13 protein-coding genes and 1 tRNA gene are annotated in these 22,797 nt (G+C 61.3%); 4 read left to right on the top strand and 10 right to left on the bottom strand.

Annotated features, from left to right (window positions below; all coding sequences use genetic code 11):
- Positions 1–313: 313 nt before the first annotated feature.
- On the bottom strand, positions 314–796 hold the full coding sequence (gene rirA, locus AMC88_RS03850; protein WP_011424096.1) for an iron-responsive transcriptional regulator RirA: 483 nt from the start codon (positions 794–796) through the stop codon (positions 314–316).
- A gap of 275 nt (positions 797–1,071) precedes the next feature.
- Entirely contained in the window at positions 1,072–2,568 is a 1,497-nt protein-coding gene (locus AMC88_RS03845) for a CoA-acylating methylmalonate-semialdehyde dehydrogenase (protein WP_012482734.1), read from the bottom strand.
- Between the two features lie 170 nt (positions 2,569–2,738).
- On the opposite strand from AMC88_RS03845, the gene AMC88_RS03840 reads away from it, so the two are divergent.
- Positions 2,739–3,053 carry a putative quinol monooxygenase gene (locus AMC88_RS03840; RefSeq protein ID WP_004676178.1) on the top strand — a complete coding sequence of 105 codons (315 nt, stop codon included), beginning with the start codon at positions 2,739–2,741 and terminating at the stop codon, positions 3,051–3,053.
- The gene (locus tag AMC88_RS03835; protein WP_004676177.1) at positions 3,050–3,931 is read left to right on the top strand and encodes a LysR family transcriptional regulator; all 882 of its coding nucleotides are present in this window, start codon (positions 3,050–3,052) and stop codon (positions 3,929–3,931) included. Before AMC88_RS03840 ends, AMC88_RS03835 begins: the two co-directional genes overlap by 4 nt.
- Here the strand turns inward: AMC88_RS03835 and AMC88_RS33515 are convergent.
- The 5 genes from AMC88_RS33515 to AMC88_RS03815 all read right to left on the bottom strand — a co-directional run bounded on the left by AMC88_RS33515 (position 3,928) and on the right by AMC88_RS03815 (position 12,663).
- Positions 3,928–4,095 carry a hypothetical protein gene (locus AMC88_RS33515; RefSeq protein WP_004676176.1) on the bottom strand — a complete coding sequence of 56 codons (168 nt, stop codon included), beginning with the start codon at positions 4,093–4,095 and terminating at the stop codon, positions 3,928–3,930. The two genes, AMC88_RS03835 and AMC88_RS33515, sit on opposite strands and share 4 nt — an antisense overlap.
- A 36-nt stretch (positions 4,096–4,131) precedes the next feature.
- The gene (locus AMC88_RS03830) at positions 4,132–4,566 is read right to left on the bottom strand and encodes a DUF4174 domain-containing protein (protein WP_010023104.1); all 435 of its coding nucleotides are present in this window, start codon (positions 4,564–4,566) and stop codon (positions 4,132–4,134) included.
- A gap of 242 nt (positions 4,567–4,808) precedes the next feature.
- Complete coding sequence (locus AMC88_RS03825) at positions 4,809–11,318, bottom strand: M10 family metallopeptidase C-terminal domain-containing protein (protein ID WP_064829861.1); 6,510 nt, start codon at positions 11,316–11,318, stop codon at positions 4,809–4,811.
- 688 nt (positions 11,319–12,006) lie between these two features.
- Positions 12,007–12,083 (bottom strand) — tRNA-His (locus tag AMC88_RS03820).
- Between the two features lie 130 nt (positions 12,084–12,213).
- The gene (locus AMC88_RS03815; protein ID WP_012482731.1) at positions 12,214–12,663 is read right to left on the bottom strand and encodes a phasin; all 450 of its coding nucleotides are present in this window, start codon (positions 12,661–12,663) and stop codon (positions 12,214–12,216) included.
- Positions 12,664–12,874: 211 nt separating this feature from the next.
- Here AMC88_RS03815 and AMC88_RS03810 point away from each other — a divergent pair, with 211 nt between their 5' ends.
- Positions 12,875–16,663 carry a sensor histidine kinase gene (locus AMC88_RS03810; RefSeq protein WP_064824847.1) on the top strand — a complete coding sequence of 1,263 codons (3,789 nt, stop codon included), beginning with the start codon at positions 12,875–12,877 and terminating at the stop codon, positions 16,661–16,663.
- Positions 16,664–16,989: 326 nt separating this feature from the next.
- Here AMC88_RS03810 and AMC88_RS03805 read toward each other — a convergent pair whose 3' ends face one another.
- Positions 16,990–18,942: an acetoacetate--CoA ligase gene (locus tag AMC88_RS03805; protein WP_064824846.1), complete on the bottom strand. Its 1,953-nt coding sequence runs from the start codon at positions 18,940–18,942 to the stop codon at positions 16,990–16,992.
- A gap of 230 nt (positions 18,943–19,172) precedes the next feature.
- On the opposite strand from AMC88_RS03805, the gene AMC88_RS03800 reads away from it, so the two are divergent.
- On the top strand, positions 19,173–21,062 hold the full coding sequence (locus AMC88_RS03800) for an AsmA family protein (RefSeq protein WP_064824845.1): 1,890 nt from the start codon (positions 19,173–19,175) through the stop codon (positions 21,060–21,062).
- 1 nt (position 21,063) lies between these two features.
- Here AMC88_RS03800 and AMC88_RS03795 read toward each other — a convergent pair whose 3' ends face one another.
- Complete coding sequence (locus AMC88_RS03795; RefSeq protein ID WP_012482726.1) at positions 21,064–21,882, bottom strand: ABC transporter permease; 819 nt, start codon at positions 21,880–21,882, stop codon at positions 21,064–21,066.
- A gap of 3 nt (positions 21,883–21,885) precedes the next feature.
- Complete coding sequence (locus tag AMC88_RS03790) at positions 21,886–22,797, bottom strand: ABC transporter permease subunit (RefSeq protein ID WP_012482725.1); 912 nt, start codon at positions 22,795–22,797, stop codon at positions 21,886–21,888.

Genomic DNA, 22,797 nt, shown 5'->3' with positions numbered 1-22,797 from the left:
GTTCTTTTTTAATGTCTGGAGACCGCAGATTAGCATCCCGATCGACGGTCGATGGAACGACATTTATCTACTGAAAGCAACGGGCTACGGAGAAAATTTTTCCAGTTGGACAATTTTAGAAATTTTCAGTCAAAAATCAGCCTCAATTAGAAATATTCGGATAAAAATCAGCGGAATTTCGTCGCATTTTGGACATTTGCGCCCCTCAGCTGCGCATAATGACCATTTCCCGCATCCGCGAGGGCGAAAACGACGCAAACCAAACCGCGGCTGCCGGGGCAACCGCGGTTTACAAGTCTGTTCTTCCGTGAATTCAGGCGGCCGGGGCAACGATCGCGGGCTTGCGATAGGCCTGCTCACCGGTCAGTCCCAGAAGGAAATTGATCTGCGGCCGTGCCTTGACGAGGTCGTCGATCGTATATTCCGACAGCACGGCGAAGAAGGCATTGAGCGCCTTGCGCAGCGCCGAATTCAGGCCGCAGCTGTCGACCAGCGGGCATTCGACCATGCCGTCATCCTCGAAGCATTCGGCCATGGCGAAACTGTCTTCCGTGACCCGCACCACATCGAAGAGGGTGATGTCGGCCGCCGGCTTGCCCAAGCGCACGCCGCCGTTGCGGCCGCGCACGGTCTCGACCAGACCTGCCTTGTTCAGCGGCTGAAGGATCTTGAAAAGAAAGAGCTCGGAAACGCCGTAAGCCTTGGCGATCTCCGGGATGCGGCTCAGCTGCCCTTCATTGGCAGCACAATACATCAACATGCGAACCGCATAGTTGGTCTGCTTCGTCAACCGCATGCCGATCTCCTGACTCGTGCCTGTTCAGACCTATATAGGCGGTTTGGCAGTTTTGAACAATTCCAAAATATGAAATTCGCATTCAGCTTATGAGGCCATTTGCCGCGACGTCAAATCTGCACCGAAACCCTCTGGGTCGTCATCGATGATGCCTGCCTTCGCTCGGACGTGCGGATGGAAAGCAGTGCCGATGCGGCGGCGCGCCGGGTTTCCGGCAGATCAGATAAAACGGGGGCCGAAAGGCCCCCGAATTGCAGGTCGATTGATCGTGCCGATCACTTCATCGTCGGCATGACGAATTCGGCGCCGCTCTTGATGCCGGAGGGCCAGCGGGCGGTGACGGTCTTGGTCTTGGTCCAGAACTTGATCGAGTCCGTGCCGTGCTGGTTGAGATCGCCGAAGCTCGAGGCCTTCCAGCCGCCGAACGAGTGGTAGGCGAGCGGAACCGGAATCGGAACGTTGATGCCGATCATGCCGATATTGACGCGCGAGGCGAAATCGCGGGCGGCATCGCCGTCACGCGTGTAGATCGCGACACCGTTGCCGTATTCGTGCTTCATCGGCAGCGACAGCGCTTCCTCGTAGTTCTTGGCGCGGACGACGGAGAGAACAGGTCCGAAGATTTCGGTCTTGTAGATGTCCATCTCGGGCGTCACGTGATCGAACAGGCAGCCGCCGACGAAATAGCCGTCTTCATAGCCCTGGAGCTTGAAATCGCGGCCGTCGACCACGAGCTTGGCGCCTTCCTCGACGCCGCGGTCGATCAGGCCGCGCACCCGTGTGTAGGCATCCTTGGTGACCAGCGGCCCCATATCGGCCTTGTCGTCGGTATAGGGGCCGATGCGCAGCGATTCGATCTTCGGCGTCAGCTTCTCGACAAGGCGATTGGCGGTCTCTTCGCCGACCGGGACGGCAACCGAGATCGCCATGCAGCGCTCGCCGGCCGAACCGTAGCCTGCGCCCATCAGCGCGTTGACGGCCTGGTCCATGTCGGCATCCGGCATGATGATCATGTGGTTCTTGGCGCCGCCGAAGCACTGGGCGCGCTTGCCGTTCATGGCCGCGGTGCCGTAAACGTAGCGGGCGATCGGCGTCGAGCCGACGAAGGAGACGGCACCGATATCGGGATCGGTGAGGATTGCATCGACCGCGCCCTTGTCGCCGTTGACGACGTTGAGAATGCCGGCCGGCAGTCCGGCTTCGATCATCAGTTCAGCAAGGCGGATCGGCAGGGAGGGATCACGCTCGGAGGGCTTCAGGATGAAGGCGTTGCCGCAGGCGATCGCCGGCGCAAACATCCACATCGGGATCATGCCGGGGAAGTTGAAGGGGGTGATGCCGGCGCCGATGCCGACCGGCTGACGGATGGAATACATGTCGATCGCCGGACCCGCACCCTCGGTGAACTCGCCCTTGGCGAGATGCGGGATGCCGCAGACGAACTCGCAGACTTCGAGGCCGCGGATGACGTCGCCCTTGGCGTCTTCGATCGTCTTGCCGTGCTCCTTGGAGAGCATTTCGGCAAGCTCATCCATGTGCTTGTTCAAGAGTTCGACGAACTTGAAGAAGACGCGGGCGCGGCGCTGCGGATTGGTGGCAGCCCATTTCGGCTGCGCGGCCTTGGCGTTTTCGACGGCGGCGCGCAGTTCCTCGACGCTTGCGAGCGCGACGGTCGCCTGCACTTCGCCGGTTGCCGGATTATAAACATTGCTCACGCGGCCGCTGGTGCCGGCGACTTCCTTGCCGCCAATGAAATGACCGATCTCACGCATGGGTGCTCCTCCTGTTTTTGGGATGGTCTACAATCGCACTTCAATTTGCACAAATCAATGCGCTGATATAAGGAACCGTTGTGCGCATATTGTAGCCCGATGACACTTATTGCTGCCCCCAAACTTGGTACGGCGCAAGGACAAGTCAAACCCCAGGGAAGGTCGAACCGATGAGCCGGAAACCTGTTGTCAGAGTGGCGGAGCTGGAGATCGATCCGGAGACGCTCGAAGCTTATTGCGCCTTGCTCGCAGAAGAAATCGAGGCGTCGCTTGCGCTGGAAGACGGCGTTCTCTCACTCAACGCCGTTTCCATCCGGGACAATCCAAACCAGATCCGCATCCTCGAGGTCTACGCCGACCAGGAAGCCTACGAGGCCCATCTGCAGACGCCGCATTTCCTCAAATACAAGCGTGAGACGGCCGGCATGGTGACATCAATGACGCTGATGGACGTCGATCCGATTGCGATGCGTGCCAAGCCATGAACTGGGACGATGTCCGCATTTTCCTCGCCGTTGCCCGCACCGGGCAGATTCTTGCCGCTTCGAAGCGACTGGGGCTCAACCACGCCACGCTTTCACGGCGGCTGACGTCGCTCGAAGAGGCGCTGAAGACGCGGCTTTTCATCCGCCGCACGAATGGCTGCGAGCTGACGGCCGAAGGCGGGATCTTCCTGCACGCCGCCGAGCGCATGGAAACCGAAATGCTGGCCGTGCAGGCCAATCTCGGCCACACCGACACGGCAATCGCCGGCACGGTGCGCGTCGGCGCGCCCGACGGGTTCGGCGTCTCGTTTCTGGCGCCGCGCATGGGCAGGCTGATCGAGCGCCATCCGGAATTGAAGATCCAGCTCGTGCCGGTGCCGCGCTCCTTCTCGCTGTCGCAGCGCGAGGCGGATATCGCCATCACGCTGGAACGTCCGGAACAAGGCCGTCTCGTTTCCTCCAAGCTGACGGATTACACGCTCGGCCTCTATGCCTCGCGTGATTATCTCGCTGCCCACGGCAGGCCCGGCGATGTCGAGGCGCTGAAGGCGCATCCGCGTATCGGCTATGTCGAGGACCTGCTCTTCACCGCCTCGCTGAATTTCTCCGGCGAGGTGATGCGCAGCTGGGACGCCGGCTTCGAAATCTCGACGGCGATCGGCCAGACGGAGGCGGTGCGATCCGGCGCCGGCATCGGCATTCTGCACGATTATATCGCCCGGCAGTATCCGGAGCTCCAGCGTATCCTGCCTGAGATTTCGATCCGCCGCGCCTATTGGACGACCTATCACGAAACGGCGCGCGACCTCGTGCGCGTCCGCAGTGTCGTCGACTTCCTGCAGGAACTCGTCAGCGCCGAACGGCAGATCTTCCTTTAGATCCCGCAAACGTGCTTGGCCGGCTCGTCGTTCTCATCGGGATTGGGAACCGGCGCTTCATCCGGAAGCCGGTCAGGCTCCGGTTCGGTGATCGGCGGCACCGGCTTCCAGCCGGGTGCCGGCATCGGCGGCTGATCGGGAATGGGTTCGTTGGGCACGGACATGACCGCCTCCCTTCATGTTTGCAATGTTCGTCGGGGCTATCTGTCCGACTTCAGCATCTCCGCGCGCATCGGCATGCTGTCGATAATGGCGAAGAGCTCACCATTGGTGATCGGCTCGCTGAGCTTGAGTTTGACGGTTCCGTCCTTGCCCAGCAGGAAGGCAGCGAATTCTCCGGCCTCCGGCCCCTCGAGGTCGTGGCGGATCGCTTCGCCGTCGAGGCCATCGGCAGCGCCGAAAAGCGCCCGCACCTTGCTGCCCGAGACCTTCAGCACCACCATATCGCGCTCACCGAGCGCGCTGCGGTCGGCCAGCAGCTGGTTTTCCTGGCGCGCCGCGCGGGCATGGTCCCTATCGGCGAAAAGAACGAAGACACGGTTCTTCCACTGGAAGGCGGCAAGGCTTTCGATCGGCGCATAGGCGCTGTTTGTCTCGTCGATCTTGGTCGCGCCGTAGAGAAGGGTTTTCGACATGCAAATTCTCCCGTCAGCTTGGAGAACGGCCCGGGATGGCACAGGTTCCATTTAGTCGCCAGGATCCTGGTTTTCGTCCCTGCGCTCGGGAGGTCGCACGTGCACTTCACGACCTCACTGCACGAACCTCGCTGCGGCTCCTGCCACAGGTCGAAAGAGCTGCGCCCGCAACAACGTAGGCACGCTGTTACGGGTTTAGCCTCCTTCAGGGCGAAAAAGGTGCCGCGAGGTCCGAGCAGCGATCAAGCAAACAAGAAGTCCCACGACTGCAGGCTTGAAAGAGCAACGTTCCTCAACGTTATGGTGTTGTCGGAATCGGCTGTGATGATTGTATCATTGCCGGACTGCTCGGTTGCCGCAAAAAGCGATTCCCAATCGGCGAAGATGCCATGATCGATCGAGATCGTGTCATGTGCGGAGCCGGTTGCCACGAAGTTTGTGATCGTGTCATGACCCCAGTTCGCCGAATAAGCGAAGAGGTCGGCTGCCGCTCCACCAGTGAGGATATCGTTGCCGGCGCCGCCTGTCAGCGTATTGGAACCACTGCCGCCGACGATAACGTTGTCCAGCGCATTGCCTGTTCCGGCGAACGCCCCCGTTCCTGCGAAGCTCAGGTTCTCGACATTGCTGGTGAGCATATAGCTCGCCAAGTTCGTGCGAACCGTATCGATCCCCGCGTTAGCGCTTTCCGTGACCATGTCGCCGGCATTGTCGACTATATAGGTGTCGTTGCCAGCCGCACCGATCAAGGTATCCGCACCTGCCCCGCCATTCAGCACATCATTGCCGGCACCGCCGGTGATCGTGTTGGCGAGCGCATTGCCGGCGCCGCTGAAGTTGCCGGACCCGGTATGGGTCAGGTTCTCGACATTGCTGCCGAGCGTATAGCTTGCAAGCGCCGTGTGGACCGTGTCTGTCCCCGCGTCGGCGGCTTCGGTGACGATGTCGCCGGCATTGTCGACGATATAGGTGTCATCGCCCGTCCCGCCGATTAAACGATCGGCCCCGGCTCCACCATTCAGCGTATCGTTGCCGGCACCGCCGGAAAGCGTATCGGCAGCAGCGCCACCCATGATCGTGTTGTCGAGGCTGTTGCCTGTGCCGGCAAAGGCCGCCGTGCCGAGGTAGGTGAGATGTTCGACATCGCTGCCAAGGGTGTAGCTTGCTAGCGTTGTGCGAACCGTGTCGGTCCCGGCGCTGGCGACTTCGGTGACGACGTCGCCGGCATGATCGACGATATAGGTGTCGTCGCCGGCACCACCGATCATGTGATCGGCTCCAGCCCCGCCATTCAGCGTATCGTTGCCGTCGCCGCCGGAAAGCGTATCGGCGGCAGCGCCACCCAGGATCGTGTTGTCGAGATCATTGCCTGTTCCGGCAAAGGCTGTCGTGCCGATATAGGTGAGATGCTCGACATCGCTGCCAAGCGTATAGCTTGCCAGCGTCGTGCGGACCGTGTCGATCCCCGCGTCGGCCGCTTCGATGACGAGGTCGCCGGCATGGTCGACGATATAGGTGTCGTTGCCCGCGCCACCGATCAAGCTGTCCGCACCCGCCCCGCCATTCAGCATATCATTGCCGGCGCCGCCGGTGATCATGTTGGCCAGCGCATTGCCGGTGCCGGTGAAGTTGGCGGATCCCGTATAGGTCAGGTTCTCGACATTGGCCAATGCGGCGATCGAGTAGGCTGCAAGCGCCGTGCGGACTTCGTCGGTGCCGGCGCTGTCCTTGATCACATCGCTCGCACTGTCGACCACATAGATGTCGTCGCCGGCGCCGCCATCAAGCGTGTCGTTGCCGGCGCCACCGTCAAGCGTATCATTGCCGGCGCCGCCGGTGATCGTATTGACGAGCGCATTGCCGGTGCCGGTGAAGCTGGCGGATCCCGTATATTGCAGGTTCTCGACATTCGCCCCCAGTGTGTAGGCGGCCAGCGTCGTGCGAACCGTGTCGATACCGACGACGGCCGCTTCGGTGACGATGTCGCCGGCATTGTCGATGATATAGGTGTCGTTGCCCGCACCACCGATCAAGCTGTCCGCACCGGCCGCGCCATCAAGCGTGTCATTGCCGGCGCCGCCGGTGATCGTATTGGCGAGGCTATTGCCTGTCCCGGCAAAGGCTGCCGTGCCGACAAAGCTCAGGTTCTCGACGTCGCTGCCAAGCGTATAGCTCGTCAGTGTCGTGCGAACCGTGTCGGCTCCCTCATCGGCGCTTTCGGTGACGATGTCGCCGGCATTGTCGACGATGTAGGTGTCGTCACCCTCACCGCCGATCAAGCTGTCCGTACCGGCCCCGCCATTCAGCGTGTCATTGCCGGCGTCGCCGGAAAGCGTATCGGCAGCAGCGCCGCCCGTGAGCGTGTTGTCGAGATTGTTGCCGGTACCAGCGAACGCCCCCGTTCCTGCAAAGCTCAGGTTCTCGACATTGCCGGTAAGCGTATAGCTCGCCAGGTTCGTGCGAACCGTGTCGGTCCCCTCATCGGCGGCTTCGGTGACGAGGTCGCCGGCATCGTCGACGATATAGGTGTCGTGGCCCGCACCACCGATCAAGGTGTCCGCACCTGCCGCGCCATTCAGCATGTCATTGCCGGCGCCGCCGGTAATCGTGTTGGCGAGACCATTGCCGGCGCCGCTGAAGTTGGCCGATCCGGTATAGGTCAGATTCTCGACATTGTTGCCGAGCGTATAGCCTGCCAGTGTCGTGCGAACCGTGTCGGTCCCGGCGTCGGCGGCTTCGGTGACGATGTCGCCGGCATTGTCGACAACATAGGTGTCGTCGCCAGCACCGCCGATCAAACGATCGGCCCCCGCGCCGCCATTCAGCGTATCATTGCCGTCGCCGCCGGAAAGCGTATCGGCGGCAGCCCCACTTGTAATCGTGTTGTCGAGGCTATTGCCTATCCCGACAAAGGCTGCCGTGCCGATGTAGGTGAGGTTCTCGACATTGACACCCAATGTGTAGGCACTCAGGTTCGTGCGAACCGTGTCGATCCCCTCATCGGCGGCTTCGGTGACGATGCCGCCGGCATTGTCGACGATATAGGTGTCGTCGCCGGCACCACCGATCAAACGATCGGCCCCGGCTCCGCCATTCAGCGTATCGTTGCCGGCGCCGCCGGAAAGCGTATCGGCGGCAGCCCCACCCGTGATCGTGTTGTCGAGATCATTGCCTGTTCCGACAAAGGCGGTCGTGCCGATATAGGTGAGATGCTCGACATCGCTGTCAAGCGTATAGCTTGCCAGCGTCGTGCGAACCGTGTCGATCCCCGCGTCGGCCGCTTCGATGACGAGGTCGCCGGCATGGTCGACGATATAGGTGTCGTTGCCCGCGCCACCGATCAAGCTGTCCGCACCCGCCCCGCCATTCAGCATATCATTGCCGGCGCCGCCGGTGATCATGTTGGCCAGCGCATTGCCGGTGCCGGTGAAGTTGGCGGATCCCGTATAGGTCAGGTTCTCGACATTGGCCAATGCGGCGATCGAGTAGGCTGCAAGCGCCGTGCGGACTTCGTCGGTGCCGGCGCTGTCCTTGATCACATCGCTCGCACTGTCGACCACATAGATGTCGTCGCCGGCGCCGCCATCAAGCGTGTCGTTGCCGGCGCCACCGTCAAGCGTATCATTGCCGGCGCCGCCGGTGATCGTATTGACGAGCGCATTGCCGGTGCCGGTGAAGCTGGCGGATCCCGTATAGAGCAGGTTCTCGACATTGTTGCCGAGCGTATAGCTTGAAAGCACCGTCTTGATCAGATCGGTTCCTGCATTCACCCCTTCGGTGACCACATCGCCCACGTCATCGACAATATAGGTGTCGTTGCCGGCTGCGCCGCTCAGCACGTCTGCTCCGGCATTGCCGTCCAGCGTGTCGGCACCTGCGCCACCCGTGATCGTGTTGTCGAGACTATTGCCTGTTCCGGTAAAGGCTGCCGTGCCGGTGTAGGTGAGGTTCTCGACATCGCTGCCAAGCGCATAGTTCGCCAATGCCGTGCGAACCGTGTCGGTCCCTTCATCGGCGGCTTCGGTAACGATGTCGCCGGCATTGTCGACGATATAGGTGTCGTCGCCTTCACCACCGATCAAGCTGTCCGCACCGACCCCGCCATCAAGCGTGTCATTGCCGATACCGCCGGTGATCGTGTTGGCAAGCGCATTCCCGTTGCCGGTGAAGCTGGCGGATCCCGTATACGTCAGGTTCTCGACATTGACCAATGCGGCGATCGAGTAGGCTGCAAGCGCCGTGCGGATTTCGTCGGTGCCGGCGCTGTCCTTGATCACGTCGCTCGCACTGTCGACCACATAGATGTCGTCGCCGGCGCCGCCATCAAGCGTGTCGTTGCCGGCGCCGCCGTCAAGCGTATCGTTGCCGGCACCGCCGGTGATCGTGTTGCCAAGTCTGTTTCCGGTACCAGCAAAATCGCCGGTGCCGATAAAGATCAGATTTTCAACATTATTGGTCAAAGCATAGGAAGAAAGCGTCGTCTTGGTCAGATCGGATCCTTCATTCGGCCTTTCAGTCACGACGTCGGCAACGTTATCGACAATATAGGTGTCGTCGCCCACACCGCCGATCAGTATGTCTGCTCCGGCCTTTCCGTCCAGGGTGTCGGCACCTGCCCCGCCCTTGATCGTGTTGGCGAGGTTATTGCCTGTCCCGGTAAAGGCTGCCGTGCCGGTATAGGTGAGGTTCTCGACATTGGCGGCAAGCGCATAGGTCGCCAATGCCGTGCGAACCGTGTCGATCCCCCCATTGGCCGCTTCGGTGACGAGGACGCCGGCATTGTCGATGATATAGGTGTCGTTGCCCACACCCCCGATCAAGGTATCCGCACCTGCCCAGCCGTCCAGCGTGTCATCGCCGGCGCCGCCGGAAAGCGTATCGGCGGCACCACCCCCGGTGATCACGTTATCGAGATTATTGCCCGTGCCCACAAAACCAAACACCCAAGGTCCGCGATAGGTGAGGTTCTCGAGGTTGGCGCCCAGTGTGTAGCCCGTAAGATACGTCTGCACCGTATCGACGCCCTCGTCGGCATTTTCGATGATAGTATCGCCGACGTCGCGAATGACATAAATATCGTTGCCGGTCCCCCCGGTAAGCGAGTCAGTTCCTTGGCCACCGTCCAGAGTATCGTTGCCTGCCCCACCAGAGAGCGTGTCGTTGCCCGCTGCACTCGTAATTGTATTGTCGAGACTGTTGCCGGTGCCGGTAGAATTGCCGTTGCTCAGGAGGACTAGATTCTCGACATTGGCGATCCCCGCCAGCGAATAAGCAGTAAGGTCGGTCAGGATTCTGTCAACGCCGCCGTCGGTCGCCTCGACCACGACATCGCCGAGACTATCGACGGTATAGGTATCATCACCCGCACCACCGATCAGCGTGTCGGCGCCGGACTTCCCATCCAGCCAATCAGATCTCGTCCCGCCGGTAATTACATTGTCCGCCGCATTGCCATAACCGGCGAACCCATCGGTGCCGATGTAGGTCAGGTTTTCGACGTTAGTGCCAAGTGTAAAATCCCCACCCGTCGTCCGGACCGTGTCCGTACCCTCATTGGCATTCTCGATCACGGTGTCGTTGGCATTGTCTACGATGTAGACGTCGTTACCCACCCCGCCCGACAGCTTGTCGTTTCCGGCACCGCCATCGAGTGTGTCATTGCCGGAGTCGCCAGTAAGGGTATCGTTTCCGGCATTGCCCCAGAGCGTATTGTCCGCCTCGTTGCCGACAATCGTATCGTTGCCGGAGCCGGCCTTAACGTTCTCAATCAACGACGCGACATTGTCGTGATAAAGAAGGGCGTTGAAAATGTTGCCGCGGGCATAGCCACCGTTCGGACCACCGCCCAGATAGGCCAACTGCCCCTGGGAAAAGACCGAGTACCCCCCTGCATGCAAGTCGATCTTGAGGGCGCTGGTATAGGCACTCAGGTCATAGGTATCGGTACCGCCGCCGTCCCAGATTGTTGCGAAAACCCTGTTGGCTGCGGGCGTGATGGCTGCCACCCCATTGACGTAGGTGATGCCCTGGTTGGGATTCCACTTGTAGACGGTATCGCCACTGTTCGTCGTATAGTCCGCACCATACATTTCCTGCAAGGCGGCGATGTCGAGCATCATGAAGGTTTGTGGCGCGCCATCATGCTCATACTCGAGCCCATCCGCATTGTCTCCGACATATGTGCGGTAAGTCATAATCGTATATTCGAGCGAGTCGTAGGCGTTCGGAACGACTATCCCATTGAAATCACCCGCTTCGTGAGCATGTTTCAGCCCGAGAGCGTGACCCAGCTCATGCGCCAAGGTATGGCCCGCATAGTTGCCGAACCTCGGAAAGCGAAGATCGTCTTCAGTGCCAGCATATCCCGTCCCGAACCAGACATCGCCACCCCGCCCATCGGCACCCGGTAAATAGGCCCATGCCGTGTCCGGCAGAGACGATTGAGCGAACCGCACCGTTGCGGTGCCCGCGCTTCCTACCTCAAAGTTGGCGTTCGTGAACCCCTCGACGGAGAAGCCGTCATTTGCAGCACTCCCATAGGACTGCTCCATAAAGTACAACGCGAGAGACTGCTGCTGCGACGAAATTGAAGAGAAAGAATAGTTTTTCTCCGGGCCATAGTCATAAAATGTCGAGGTCGTGGGAAACGCATAGGTTATCGTTCCGTCCCAGGCATAGAGATCAAGAAGCCCGTCAACTTTGTTATCGCCAGTCGTGTCAACGATCTTCAGCGGAGTAATAAGGTCCGTCATAAAATCCCCGTTTGCCTATTCCAATCGGCCGCGCCTAATGCCAGTTTCCCTCTGCTTCATAAAAGGGGAAACTTCAACCAAAAGCTTCATTTCTGTTCAGGAATCTTCTTGGCGTTGGCAACTAGCGCTAATGAAACGCTTCCTTCGCAACCGCTTTCAAGGGCTACAAGACATATTCCAGGATCCTGCGCTCTGCCCGTCCGAACTTCCTCAATTGCTGACATGCGGCACTTAAATTGACGTTACGTTCATGTGCTGAAATTTAGTAAGTCTGAGGTTCGCCGACATCGGCTCCGCATGTTTCGACGCTCCGAACGCTATCCCCGCCTCTCTTGCGGCGAAGTAAGCTTCGCTGTTCGCATCTTCCGCGACATGCTGGCGTGGGGGGATTCTTCGGGATCGAGTGGCGGATCGTCGCAATTGCGGACCTTGGTGCTATTGTGTGCTGCACATGTAGCTCAGATGGCACTATCGCACCATATGGGCGGTTGTGCCTTTGCAAATGTTCGATTTGATGTGGCAAATAAGCAGCAACTCGCGGTCGGAGCGTCGAGTTGTTGAGGGCGCCGCACAATTGGCTTCCAAAAGCTTGCGATTTGCAGACTACCTCAGCATCTGCAGCGAGAATTTCGTTCGAAAATGCCGTTGGCTGAAACGTCTTGCTCAAAAGCGACTTGACGTGGGGAGATGGTACGGTTGGGGGGTCTCGAACCTCCGACCTCAGGTGCCACAAACCTGCGCTCTAACCAACTGAGCTACAACCGCATAAACCGCGCCGGGCGCGATGGGGGTCACATACGAGGACTTGGCGATGAATTCAAGCCCCATTCCTCGTCAATATACAAAAAGGCTGGACGCGGGGTCCAGCCTTTTGTTTGCAATCGGCAAAGACCGATCAGGCAACCTTGAAGGAGGCCATGGCCTTTTCGGCGGCTTCCTTAGAGGGCTTTGCGAGCTTTTCGGCAACCTGCTTGGTGGTTTCCTGCATCGACTTCGCCTGGTTGACGGCGAGTTCGGCCTGCTTGCGCAGGAACGAAGTCTGCAGCTCGACGAATTCGGCGACCGACTTGACGCCGAGCAGCGCTTCCATGTGCGAGAGCGAGCTCTCGGCATTGACGCGCAGGACGTCGATTGCCTTCAGGCCGATCTCGACGGTGCCGGCCTGGGCCGTCTGGACCGTGGCTTCGAGCGTCTTGCCGGCTTCTTCGCCGGCGGTCTTCAGCTTGGCATAGGCGTCTTTCGACTGCTGTGCGCCCTTTTCAGCGAATTCGCGGAAGGATTCCGCGAGCTTGGACGGGTCGAAAGAAGCGATTGAAAAAACGTCATCGGTCTTTATGGTAGCCATGTCGCATTCCTTTGGGTTGAGGCAGTCGCTGCCTGTGATCATCGAATGACGTCTATATAGGGCATTTCATTGTGCATTGCAACAATTATTGTGCGGCGCACAAGTCGTTAACCCTGTGGGCCGAAACTACCCTGCTGTTCTGGACCGGCATGCGACCTGCAGTTATTAATAAGCCGTTAATTTAGAAGGCCGACAGCGACAAGGTTCGATCATGCCCGCAGTCCAATATCCGTTCATCGATATCGCCGTGCATGCGCGGGTGCGGGAACGCTTTTCACGCGGCGAGGCGATGGTGCTGTTTTCGGCCGATCTTGCCCGCCTGCTCTGGGCAAACGGTGCCGGTGCAGAGCTTTTCGGCCATTCGGCGGTCTATGATCTGCTCGACCAGGGCGTTGATCGCGGCGATATCACCTTTCGCCAGCTGGAAACGGCGGCGCGCCAACTCGCCGATGTCGGCGACAACAGAAGCCTGATGATCCGCGTCGCCAAAGGCTTCCAGCGCGTGCAGGTGCAGGCGGCGGCCGAATTGATCCGGCTTTCCCAAGGCGAGAAGGCCATCCTCTTTTCAGTGCCGGTTGCGGCAAGGCCGCTGGCGGCAGGGGCTTCGGCGGCACAGATGCTGCGGGGGCTCGACGACCCCGACACGCATATGGCTGTGATCGGCGGCAATGGCGAGGTCATCGCGGCCTCACCGGGCTTTGCCTCGCTCGCCATCTCAGGCGAAACCGCCAAGACGCTGATCAACCTTGCCGGTGCGCATCCCGACCGGCTGGTGAAACGCCCGGTCGCCACCGGCAAGGGTTATCTCCCCGCCGCAGTCGGCAAGCTCAGCGACGAGCCGGCCCTCAATCTGCTGTTTGCCGTGGAGACCGCGATCGGTCATCTCGACCCGGTCGATGCGCCCGTGCTCGATTCAGTCACTTCGCCCGTGCCCAACGTAGTCGAGGCATCCCCGCAGACGGCTGACGCGCCCGCGGGGGAAGCAAGCGCGCCGCCGGCCGAACTTTTGCGGGAAGAGCCGGTCGCCGCTACCGGCTTCACCGAGATCATCGACGCGGTGTCTGATATTGAAGAGGTCGAAGAGACCCTCGAGGAGATCGCCGGCGAAAGCGAACAGCCGGCAGAGGCCGCCGCCGCATCCGCCGACGAAGTGATTGCGGAGATGCATCCGGCCGAAGACGCGGCGCCGGAAAACGATGACGGCACGATCGGCAGCGGTGTGGACGAAGCCGATGAGCCTGCCGAGCTTGTTGACGACGGCGCGGCCCATTCCGCTGATGAGACGGCGGAAACGAACGAGACGGCAGAACCGGCCGAAGCCAGCCAGACGCCGGTTGAAGAGGCGCCGGCAATGGCCAGTGAAGCGCCGGCCGCTGCGGCGTCATTGATTTCCGAGGCTGCCCCGGCGCCTGCCGCGCAACCCGCCTTCGTCTTCCGGCCGAACAGCCGCGCCACGCGCTTCGTCTGGAAGATCGATGCGGAAGGTCGGTTCAACGAAGTCAGCCATGAATTTGCCGAGGCCGTCGGTCCGCATGCATCCGCCATCATCGGCTCCGCCTTCAGCGATATCGCCGCGCTCTTCAACCTTGATCCGGACGGCAAGCTGTCCGAGGTGCTCGCGCGCCGCGACACATGGTCGGGCAAGACGATCCTCTGGCCGGTCGAAGGCACCAGCCTCGTCGTTCCGGTCGATCTCGCGGCCCTGCCGACCTATACCCGCAACCGCGACTTCGACGGTTTCCGCGGCTTCGGCGTCGTCAGGCTCTCCGATGCGCAGGAGGATCCGCTGGCGCTTGGCCTGACGCTCGGCCAGGATGGCGTCGGCCATGATGCGGCAAGCCTCGGGCCGATTGCCGTGCCTGCCGCCGAACCGGCGCATGATGTGGAAGCCACGTCTCGGGAGGCCGCGGCGGAACCGCCCGTGGCGGATGCGAACGGGGATGACGCGCCGACAGCCGCCGCGCCGCAGGCCGAAGAGACGGCCCCGGCAGCGGAGACCGGCGAAGAGACGACTCTCGAGACACCCGCCCGGGACAATGCTGCAGACGAACCGCCGGCGCTTCGCATCGTCGAAACACCCAACCGCCGTTTCACCGACAAGGTCGTTCAGCTTCACAGCACGGGCGCCGCGCTGACGGCCGCCGAACAGGCGAATTTTCGCGAAATCGCCAAGCGCCTGGAAGCCTTCGGCGCCCGCAACGAAGAGCCTGCCGCTCCGGCGCCGAGGGACGCCGCCGCGGAAACGGCGGCTTTCGAAGAGAGCGTGAAACCGGACACTATCAAGGACGAAATGCCGCTCGCCGATACGGCCGACAACGCTTCGGCCGAGGAAATGGCGCCGCAGGAAGCGATCTTCGAGAATGCGGCCGAGGCGGTGCGAGAAGAGGCTGAATGGCCCGCGGCAATAGAAGAGGACGAGGCGACGGAAGGGCTCGAGGAGACCGTCAGCCAGATCGAGGTGCTCACCAGCTTCATCCCGCCGCGCGTCAAGATGACCGACGGGCTGTCGGCCGGAACGGTCGACCAGCTGCCTGTCGCGGTGCTCATCCATGTCGGCGACGCGCTGATGCATGCCAATCCCGAATTCATGCGGCTGACGGGCTATTCGTCCCTCGATGCGCTGCGCGACGTGGGCGGCATCGAAGCCCTGCTGCAGCGCCGCGACCTTGAGGAGAATGCCGCAGGCTCCGGCACCATGATGCTGGTCAAGGCCGACGATACGCTGACGCCGGTGACCGCGCGGCTGCAATCGGTACGCTGGGAAGATGCCAACGCCTTGATGCTGGCGCTGATGCCGGTGGCAGGCAAGGAAGAGGCCCGCACTGAGGCCGGCCGGTCCGAGGCCCGTCCCGAGCGGATGGTCGAGAAGGTGGCCAAGCTTCAGGTCGAGGTCGAGGAATTGCGCTCGATCCTGGAAACGGCGACCGACGGCGTTGTCGTCATCGGCATCGAAGGCGACATTCGCTCGATGAACCGGTCGGCGAGCGCGCTCTTCAATTACGACGAACAGGAGACGCGCGGCAAACCCTTCGTCATGCTGTTTGCCCATGAAAGCCAGAAGGCGGTGCTCGACTATCTCCACGGCCTTTCCGGCCATGGTGTGGCCAGCGTCTTGAACGACGGGCGCGAAGTGATCGGCCGCGAGGCCGCCGGCGGCTTCGTGCCGCTGTTCATGACGATGGGCCGGCTCACCTCCTCCAACGGTTATTGCGCCGTCATCCGCGACATCACCCAGTGGAAGCGCACCGAGGACGAGCTGCGCAACGCCAAGGGCGCGGCCGAAACCGCCAATGCCCACAAGACCGATTTCCTCGCCCGCGTCAGCCACGAAATCCGCACGCCGCTCAACGCCATTATCGGCTTTTCCGACATGATGGCCGGCGAGCGCTTCGGTCCGATCGGCCATCCCCGCTACATCGAATATGCCAATGATATCGGCCGCTCCGGCCGGCATGTCCTCGACATTGTCAACGATCTCCTCGACATTTCGAAGATCGAGGCGGGCGAGATGGATCTCGATTTTGCCGCCGTCGGCCTCAACGAGGCGGTCTCGGAGGCGGTCGCCCTGGTGCAGCCGCAGGCGAATGGCCAGCGCGTCATCATCCGCACGGCATTGTCGCACGCGGTGCCCGATGTCGTGGCGGATCTGCGCTCGATCAAGCAGATCGCGCTCAATATCCTGTCGAACGCCATCCGCTTCACTCCTTCAGGCGGGCAGATCGTCGTTTCCACCTCCTATGAGGCGAACGGCAGCGTCGTATTGCGGGTCCGCGATACCGGCGTCGGCATGACGCGCAGCGAACTCGACCAGGCAATGAAGCCGTTCCGGCAGGTCTCCTCGACCCAGTCGCGCCATCGCGGCGACGGCACCGGGCTCGGCCTGCCGCTGACCAAGGCGATGGTCGATGCGAACCGGGCGACATTCTCGATCAATTCGGCGCCGAACGAAGGCACGCTCGTCGAGATCACCTTCCCGTCGCAGCGCGTGCTGGCCGGCTGATCCGCAATCTGTGGCGCAGAAAAAAAGGCAGCCAGAGGCTGCCTTGAATTTGGTGCTGTTCAACAAGAGCTCAGTCGATCCACGTCATGTTTCGTAAGCCCGCCTGCATGATTCCTTAAATCGGAATCGATTTAGGGAATCATGCAGCAACTCAAAGTGCCACAGCGCCTTTGCGCGTCTGCGACGCGCGGCGCTGCAGGGCTTCGGACCGCCTCGTTCATGTGCGGCCCCCAAGTTGCTCCAACCTTTGCCTAACCTTTCTTAACGAAAGGTTTCCATGACAAGGGATTGCTGAATGGTGAAAACTCGTAGTTTACGATTCCTTATCAGTCCTTCAGCTCGCTTAAGCCCGCAAAGAGCTGCAGCGCCTCGGGATTGGCGAGCGCTTCCTGGTTTTTCACCGGCCGGCCATGCACGACCTCGCGCACGGCAAGCTCGACGATCTTGCCCGACTTGGTGCGGGGAATGTCGGCCACAGCGATGATCTTCGCCGGCACGTGGCGCGGCGAGGCGCCGGTGCGTATCCGTGTCTTGATCGCCTTGACCAGATCCTCGGTCAGCGTCACGCCTGCCGCCAGGCGGACGAAGAGGATGACGCGCACGTCGTCGTCCCACTCCTGGCCGATGCACAGCGCCTCGGCCACCTCCTCCATCTGCTCCACCTGATTATAGATCTCGGCCGTGCCGATGCGCACGCCGCCGGGATTGAGCGTCGCATCCGAACGGCCGTGGATGATCAGGCCCCCATGCTCCGTCCATTCGGCGAAATCGCCGTGGCACCAGACATTGTCGAACCTGTCGAAATAGGCGGCGCGATACTTGGCGCCGTCGGGATCGTTCCAGAACATGACAGGCATCGAAGGGAAGGCCTTGGTGCAGACGAGTTCGCCCTTCTCGCCGCGCACCGGCTTGCCGTCATCGCTCCAGACGTCGACGGCAAGGCCGAGGCCCGGACCCTGGATCTCGCCGCGCCAGACCGGCTGCAGCGGATTGCCGAGCACGAAACAGGAGACGATATCGGTGCCGCCGGAGATCGAGGCGAGCTGCACATCCGTCTTGATGCCCTCATAAACGAAGGTGAAACCCTCCGGCGACAGCGGCGAGCCGGTCGACGTCATCAGCCGCAGGCTGGAAAGATCATGGCTCTGGCGCGGCGTCAGCCCGCTTTTGCGCACCGCATCGATATATTTCGCCGAGGTGCCGAAGATTACGAATTTTTCGGCCTCGGCATAGTCGAACAGCACGTTGCCGTCAGGGGCAAACGGCGAACCGTCGAACAGGCAGAGGGTGGCACCGCAGGCAAGGCCGCTCACCAGCCAGTTCCACATCATCCAGCCACAGGTGGTGAAGTAGAAGAGCTTCTCGCCGGCCTCAAGGCCGCAATGCAGACGTTGCTCTTTCAGATGCTGCAACAGCGTACCGCCGGCCGAATGAACGATGCATTTCGGCACGCCCGTCGTGCCTGATGAAAAGAGGATGTAGAGCGGATGGGCGAAGGGGAGTGGGGTGAATTCGATCTCGCTTGCCTCATAGGGTGCAATGAAGGCTTCCAGCGTCGAAGCCCCCGGCGTCCTGCTCGCCACCGCCTCGCCATCGCCGGCATAGTGGACGACGATCGCAGGCACGCCCAGGCTTTTCGCCACCGCAGCGACCTTGGTGCCGACATCCTGCAGCTTGCCGGAATACCAATAGGCATCGCAGGCGATGAAGAGCTTCGGGCCGATCTGGCCGAAACGGTCGAGCACGCCCTGCTCGCCGAAATCGGGGGAGCAGGACGACCAGATGGCGCCGATCGAGGCAGCCGCCAGCATGGCGGCGACGGTTTCCGGCATGTTCGGCATCATCGCTGCGATGCGGTCGCCTTCGCGGATACCTTGCGCCTGGAAGGCCTGCTGCAGCTTCGACACCAGCCTGCGCAGCCGGTCCCACGACCAGCGATCCTCGACCTTGTCCTCGCCGCGAAAGAGGATGGCGTCGCCCTCGCCGCGGCCGGGCAGCAGGTTTTCGGCGAAGTTCAGGGTCGCGTCGGGAAAGAAGCGGGCGCCGAGCATGCTGTCTCCGTCGATCAGGACTTCCGCGCCGCGTTTTCCCTTCACGCCGCAGAAATCCCAGACGGTCGACCAGAATTTCTCCCGCTCGGCGACTGACCAGGCATGCAGGTCGTCAAAGCCCGAAAGCGATAATCCGAACTCGGCGTTGCAGCGCTCCATGAAGGCATGGATCGGGCTTTTTGCCACGGCTTCGTGCGATGGCACCCAAAGTGGTCTGTTGTCCTGCATTCAATCCTCCTCCCCAATGTCGTCTTTATATCATGCTGCATTGCATTATAAAGGCCGGAACCCGACCGGATCCGACGCCCGGCGAACAGGCCGGAAAGCGCCGATCTCAGCGTCGATTCAAAATAGCCGAAAGCGCGCGGCGCTGGAGGGATTTGCATCTGGCTGATATTTCCTATATCCGGCGAAATCAGCGCTTAACGGCTTAACCGGCTGAATGACCGGTGGAGATCATGGGTACGTCAAGACATCGCAGGTGGCGCAGAAAGATCGGACCCGTTTCGCGCTGGCTGCCAGCTTTCGCGCGTCTTTCAACCGTGCTGCTGCTGATTGCGCTTGGGCTTTTCGTGGCGCTGAGGGTGGCAGCGCCCTATCTGATCACGACTGGTTTCGTGCGCTCCGGCATCGAGGACGCACTGTCGAAATGGACGGGCTATCAGGCTGAGATCAAAGGCGATCCGGTTCTCGAATTCTGGCCGACGCCACGCATCACGCTCAACGAGGTCACGATCCGCCAGCCGCGTGAAAGCGGCGACAAGTTGCTCGGCCGGATTGAAAGCCTCTCGGCCGATTTCAGCCTCATCGATGCACTGAGAGGCCGAACCAGTTTCCACGAATTCCATCTGCTGCGCCCCAACCTGGCGCTGACGCGTGACGAAAAAGGCCTGATCGACTGGAGCTATGCCGGTCTGCTTGCCCGTGCGATCAGCGGCGTACGCTACGAAAACGGAGCCGAGGTGCTCGATCCGGCTCTCGATGCGGAGATCGGCGCGGTGACAGTCGAAGACGGCACGTTTGCCGTCACCGACATCGCCAGCGCCAAGACCTACCATTTCGATAGCGTCACGGCCGACATCGCCTGGCCGCGGCTTTCAGGCGCGATCTCGGCCGTCGTCATCGCCCGCAACAACGGCGAGGACCTGAAGGTCGATTTCGCCTCGCGCCAGCCGCTGCTCGCCTTTGCCGGCAAGAGTGCCGAGACGCGGACGTCGCTGACGTCAAACCTGCTGACCGTGCGTTTCCAGGGGATTGCCAGCATCGCCAGCCTTTCGGCCCTTTCCGGCAATATCGCCGTCAGCATTGCCGATGTGCCGGCCCTTCTGACATGGTCGGGCAGATCGATCCCCGGCATCGGGACGCTGAAGAGCGCCTCGCTGGAATCCGACATCATGTCGTCGGGCAACGGGCTGCGCTTCAACGATCTCAGCCTGTCGCTGAACGAGGCAAGCGCCACCGGCGTCATGGACCTTTCGACCGAACCCGGCAAACGTCCGAAGATAGGCGGCACGCTTGCCTTCGACCAGATGAACCTCAAGCCGTTCCTGGACGCCTTTGCGCTCAGGCTTGCCGCAGGCGAGGCGGAGGACATCTCCGGCATGCGCGAACCGCTGCAACTGCTCGATATCGACGTCAGGCTTTCGGCGCGACGCGCGCAGATGGGCCTCTTCGAGCTTTCCGATGTCGGCGCCAGCATGATCGTGACCGGCGGCGAGGCGAAATTCGATATCGGCGACAGCGCCTTCGAAGGCGGTGAAATGACCGCGCATCTGGAAGCGACACGGCGCGATTTCGACGGCGGCGGCAAATTGCAGCTGTCGATCCGCGATGCCGACTTCGACGCCCTTGCCGAGCGCCTGCAGCTCAAAGGGCCACTGCCGCTTGCTACGGGATCGCTCGACCTCGATCTGCAGTCGCCAAAGGCGATCTGGACGACCGGACTTGCCGACGTCACCGGCAAGCTGCACTTCTGGACGCAGGAGGGCACGATCCCCGGCATCGATGCCGGAACGCTGCGGAGCCAGGCCGCCGAAAGGGCGTTCTTTCCGCTGAGTGCGGCGGCAAACGGCGCCTTTACCTTCAGCCGGCTGGACCTCCAGGCCGATTTCGCCAATGGTTCGGCCGAGATCCACGACGCTCATATCACCGGGCCAGCACAGACGCTGACGCTTTCAGGAGTGGTCACCTATCAGTCGAACGGGCTGGCGCTTTCCGGATCGCTGGAGGCAACCGATCCGGCCAAAGCGGCCGAGCTGCCGCTTCTGCCCTTCTTCATCGGTGGCTCCTGGCCAAACCCGGTCATTTCGCCGGTCCCGCTTTTCGGCAACAGCCCTCACGCGCAGTAAATCATGCCCCGGCGGCAGCCGCCCGCTCGTCACGATCACGCTGGATTTCACGGCGCTTGGTGATGATCGAGGCGCAGACGACCCCGACCGCGACGATGCCGATCAGGATGGTGCAGACCGCATTGATCTCCGGCGTCACGCCGAGGCGCACCTGACTGTAGATCTTCATCGGCAGCGTGGTTGCGCCCGGGCCCGAGGTGAAGCTTGCGATCACGAGGTCATCCAGCGACAGCGTGAACGCCAGGATCCACCCCGAAAATACTGCCGGCGAGATGATCGGCAGGGTGATTTCGAAGAAGGTGCGCACCGGTGGCGCCCCGAGATCCTGCGCCGCTTCCTCGATCGACTGATCAAAGCTTAGAAGCCGTGACTGCACGACGACGGCGACGAAGCACATGGTGAGCGTCGTATGCGCCAGCGTGATCGTCCAGAAGCCGCGGTCGAAGCCGATCGCCACGAACAGCAGCAGCAACGACAGGCCTGTGATGACCTCGGGCATGACGAGCGGCGCATAGACCATGCCCGAGAAAAGCATGCGACCACGAAAACGGGTGTAACGCACGAGCGTCAAAGCCGCCATGGTGCCGAGCACGGTGGCGAAGGTGGCCGACAACAGACCGACACGGATCGTCACCCAGGCGGCATCGAGCAAAGCCTGGTTTGACAGCAGCGAGACGTACCATTTGGTAGAGAAGCCGCCCCAGACGGTAACGAGCTTCGACTCGTTGAAGGAAAAGATCACCAGCAGCACGATCGGCAGATAGAGGAAGGCAAAGCCGAGCACGACGGAGATGATGTTGAAACGGGTCCATCGCAGCATGGTCTATTTCCCCCGCTCTTCGGCCTTGGCCTGTGCATTCTGAAAGAAGACGATCGGGATCACCAGGATCATGAGCAGGATGGTCGCGACTGCCGAGGAGACCGGCCAGTCGCGATTGGCATTGAACTCGTTCCAGAGCGTCTTGCCGATCATCAGCGTCTGCGAACCGCCGAGAAGATCGGGAATGACGAACTCGCCGACGGCGGGGATGAAGACCAGCATGCAGCCTGCCACCACGCCTGGGATCGACAGCGGGAAAGTGACGCGCCAGAAAGCCCGGATCGGCGTGCAGCCGAGATCCTGTGCCGCCTCGATCAGCGTGCCGTCCATCTTTTCGAGCGCCGAATAGAGCGGCAGCACCATGAAGGGCAGGTAGGAATAGACGATACCGATATAGACGGCCGTCGGGGTGTTGAGAATGATCAGCGGGGTGTCGATGATATTTAGCGACAGGAGAAGCTGGTTCAGCAGTCCCTCGGGCTTCAGGATGGCAATCCAGGCATAGACGCGGATCAGGAAGCTCGTCCAGAACGGCAGGATGACGAGCATCAGCAGCGTCGGGCGGATGGTGCGCGGCGCCTGCGCCATGCCATAGGCGATCGGATAGGCGATCAGCAGCATCAGCAAAGTCGAGACTGCCGCGATGATGACGCTCGACAGGTAGGCGTTGAAGTAGAGCGGATCGTCGGTGAGATAGCCGTAATTGTCGAAGGAGAAGGTCGCGACCTTGCTCCAGAAACCGCTCCAGCCGTCGGCAAAAGAGAAGACAGGCTCATAGGGCGGTATGGCGATCGCCGTCGTCGACAGCGAGATGCGGAAGACGATGAAGAACGGCGCCAGAAAGAAGAGCAGCAGCCAGGCATAGGGAATGACGATGACGAGGCGGTTATAGAAGCGGGATGCCAGCGTGCCCAT

This window comes from Rhizobium phaseoli, from assembly GCF_001664385.1.
Lineage (GTDB): Bacteria > Pseudomonadota > Alphaproteobacteria > Rhizobiales > Rhizobiaceae > Rhizobium > Rhizobium phaseoli.
This window is presented reverse-complemented; position numbering and strand designations above follow the sequence as displayed.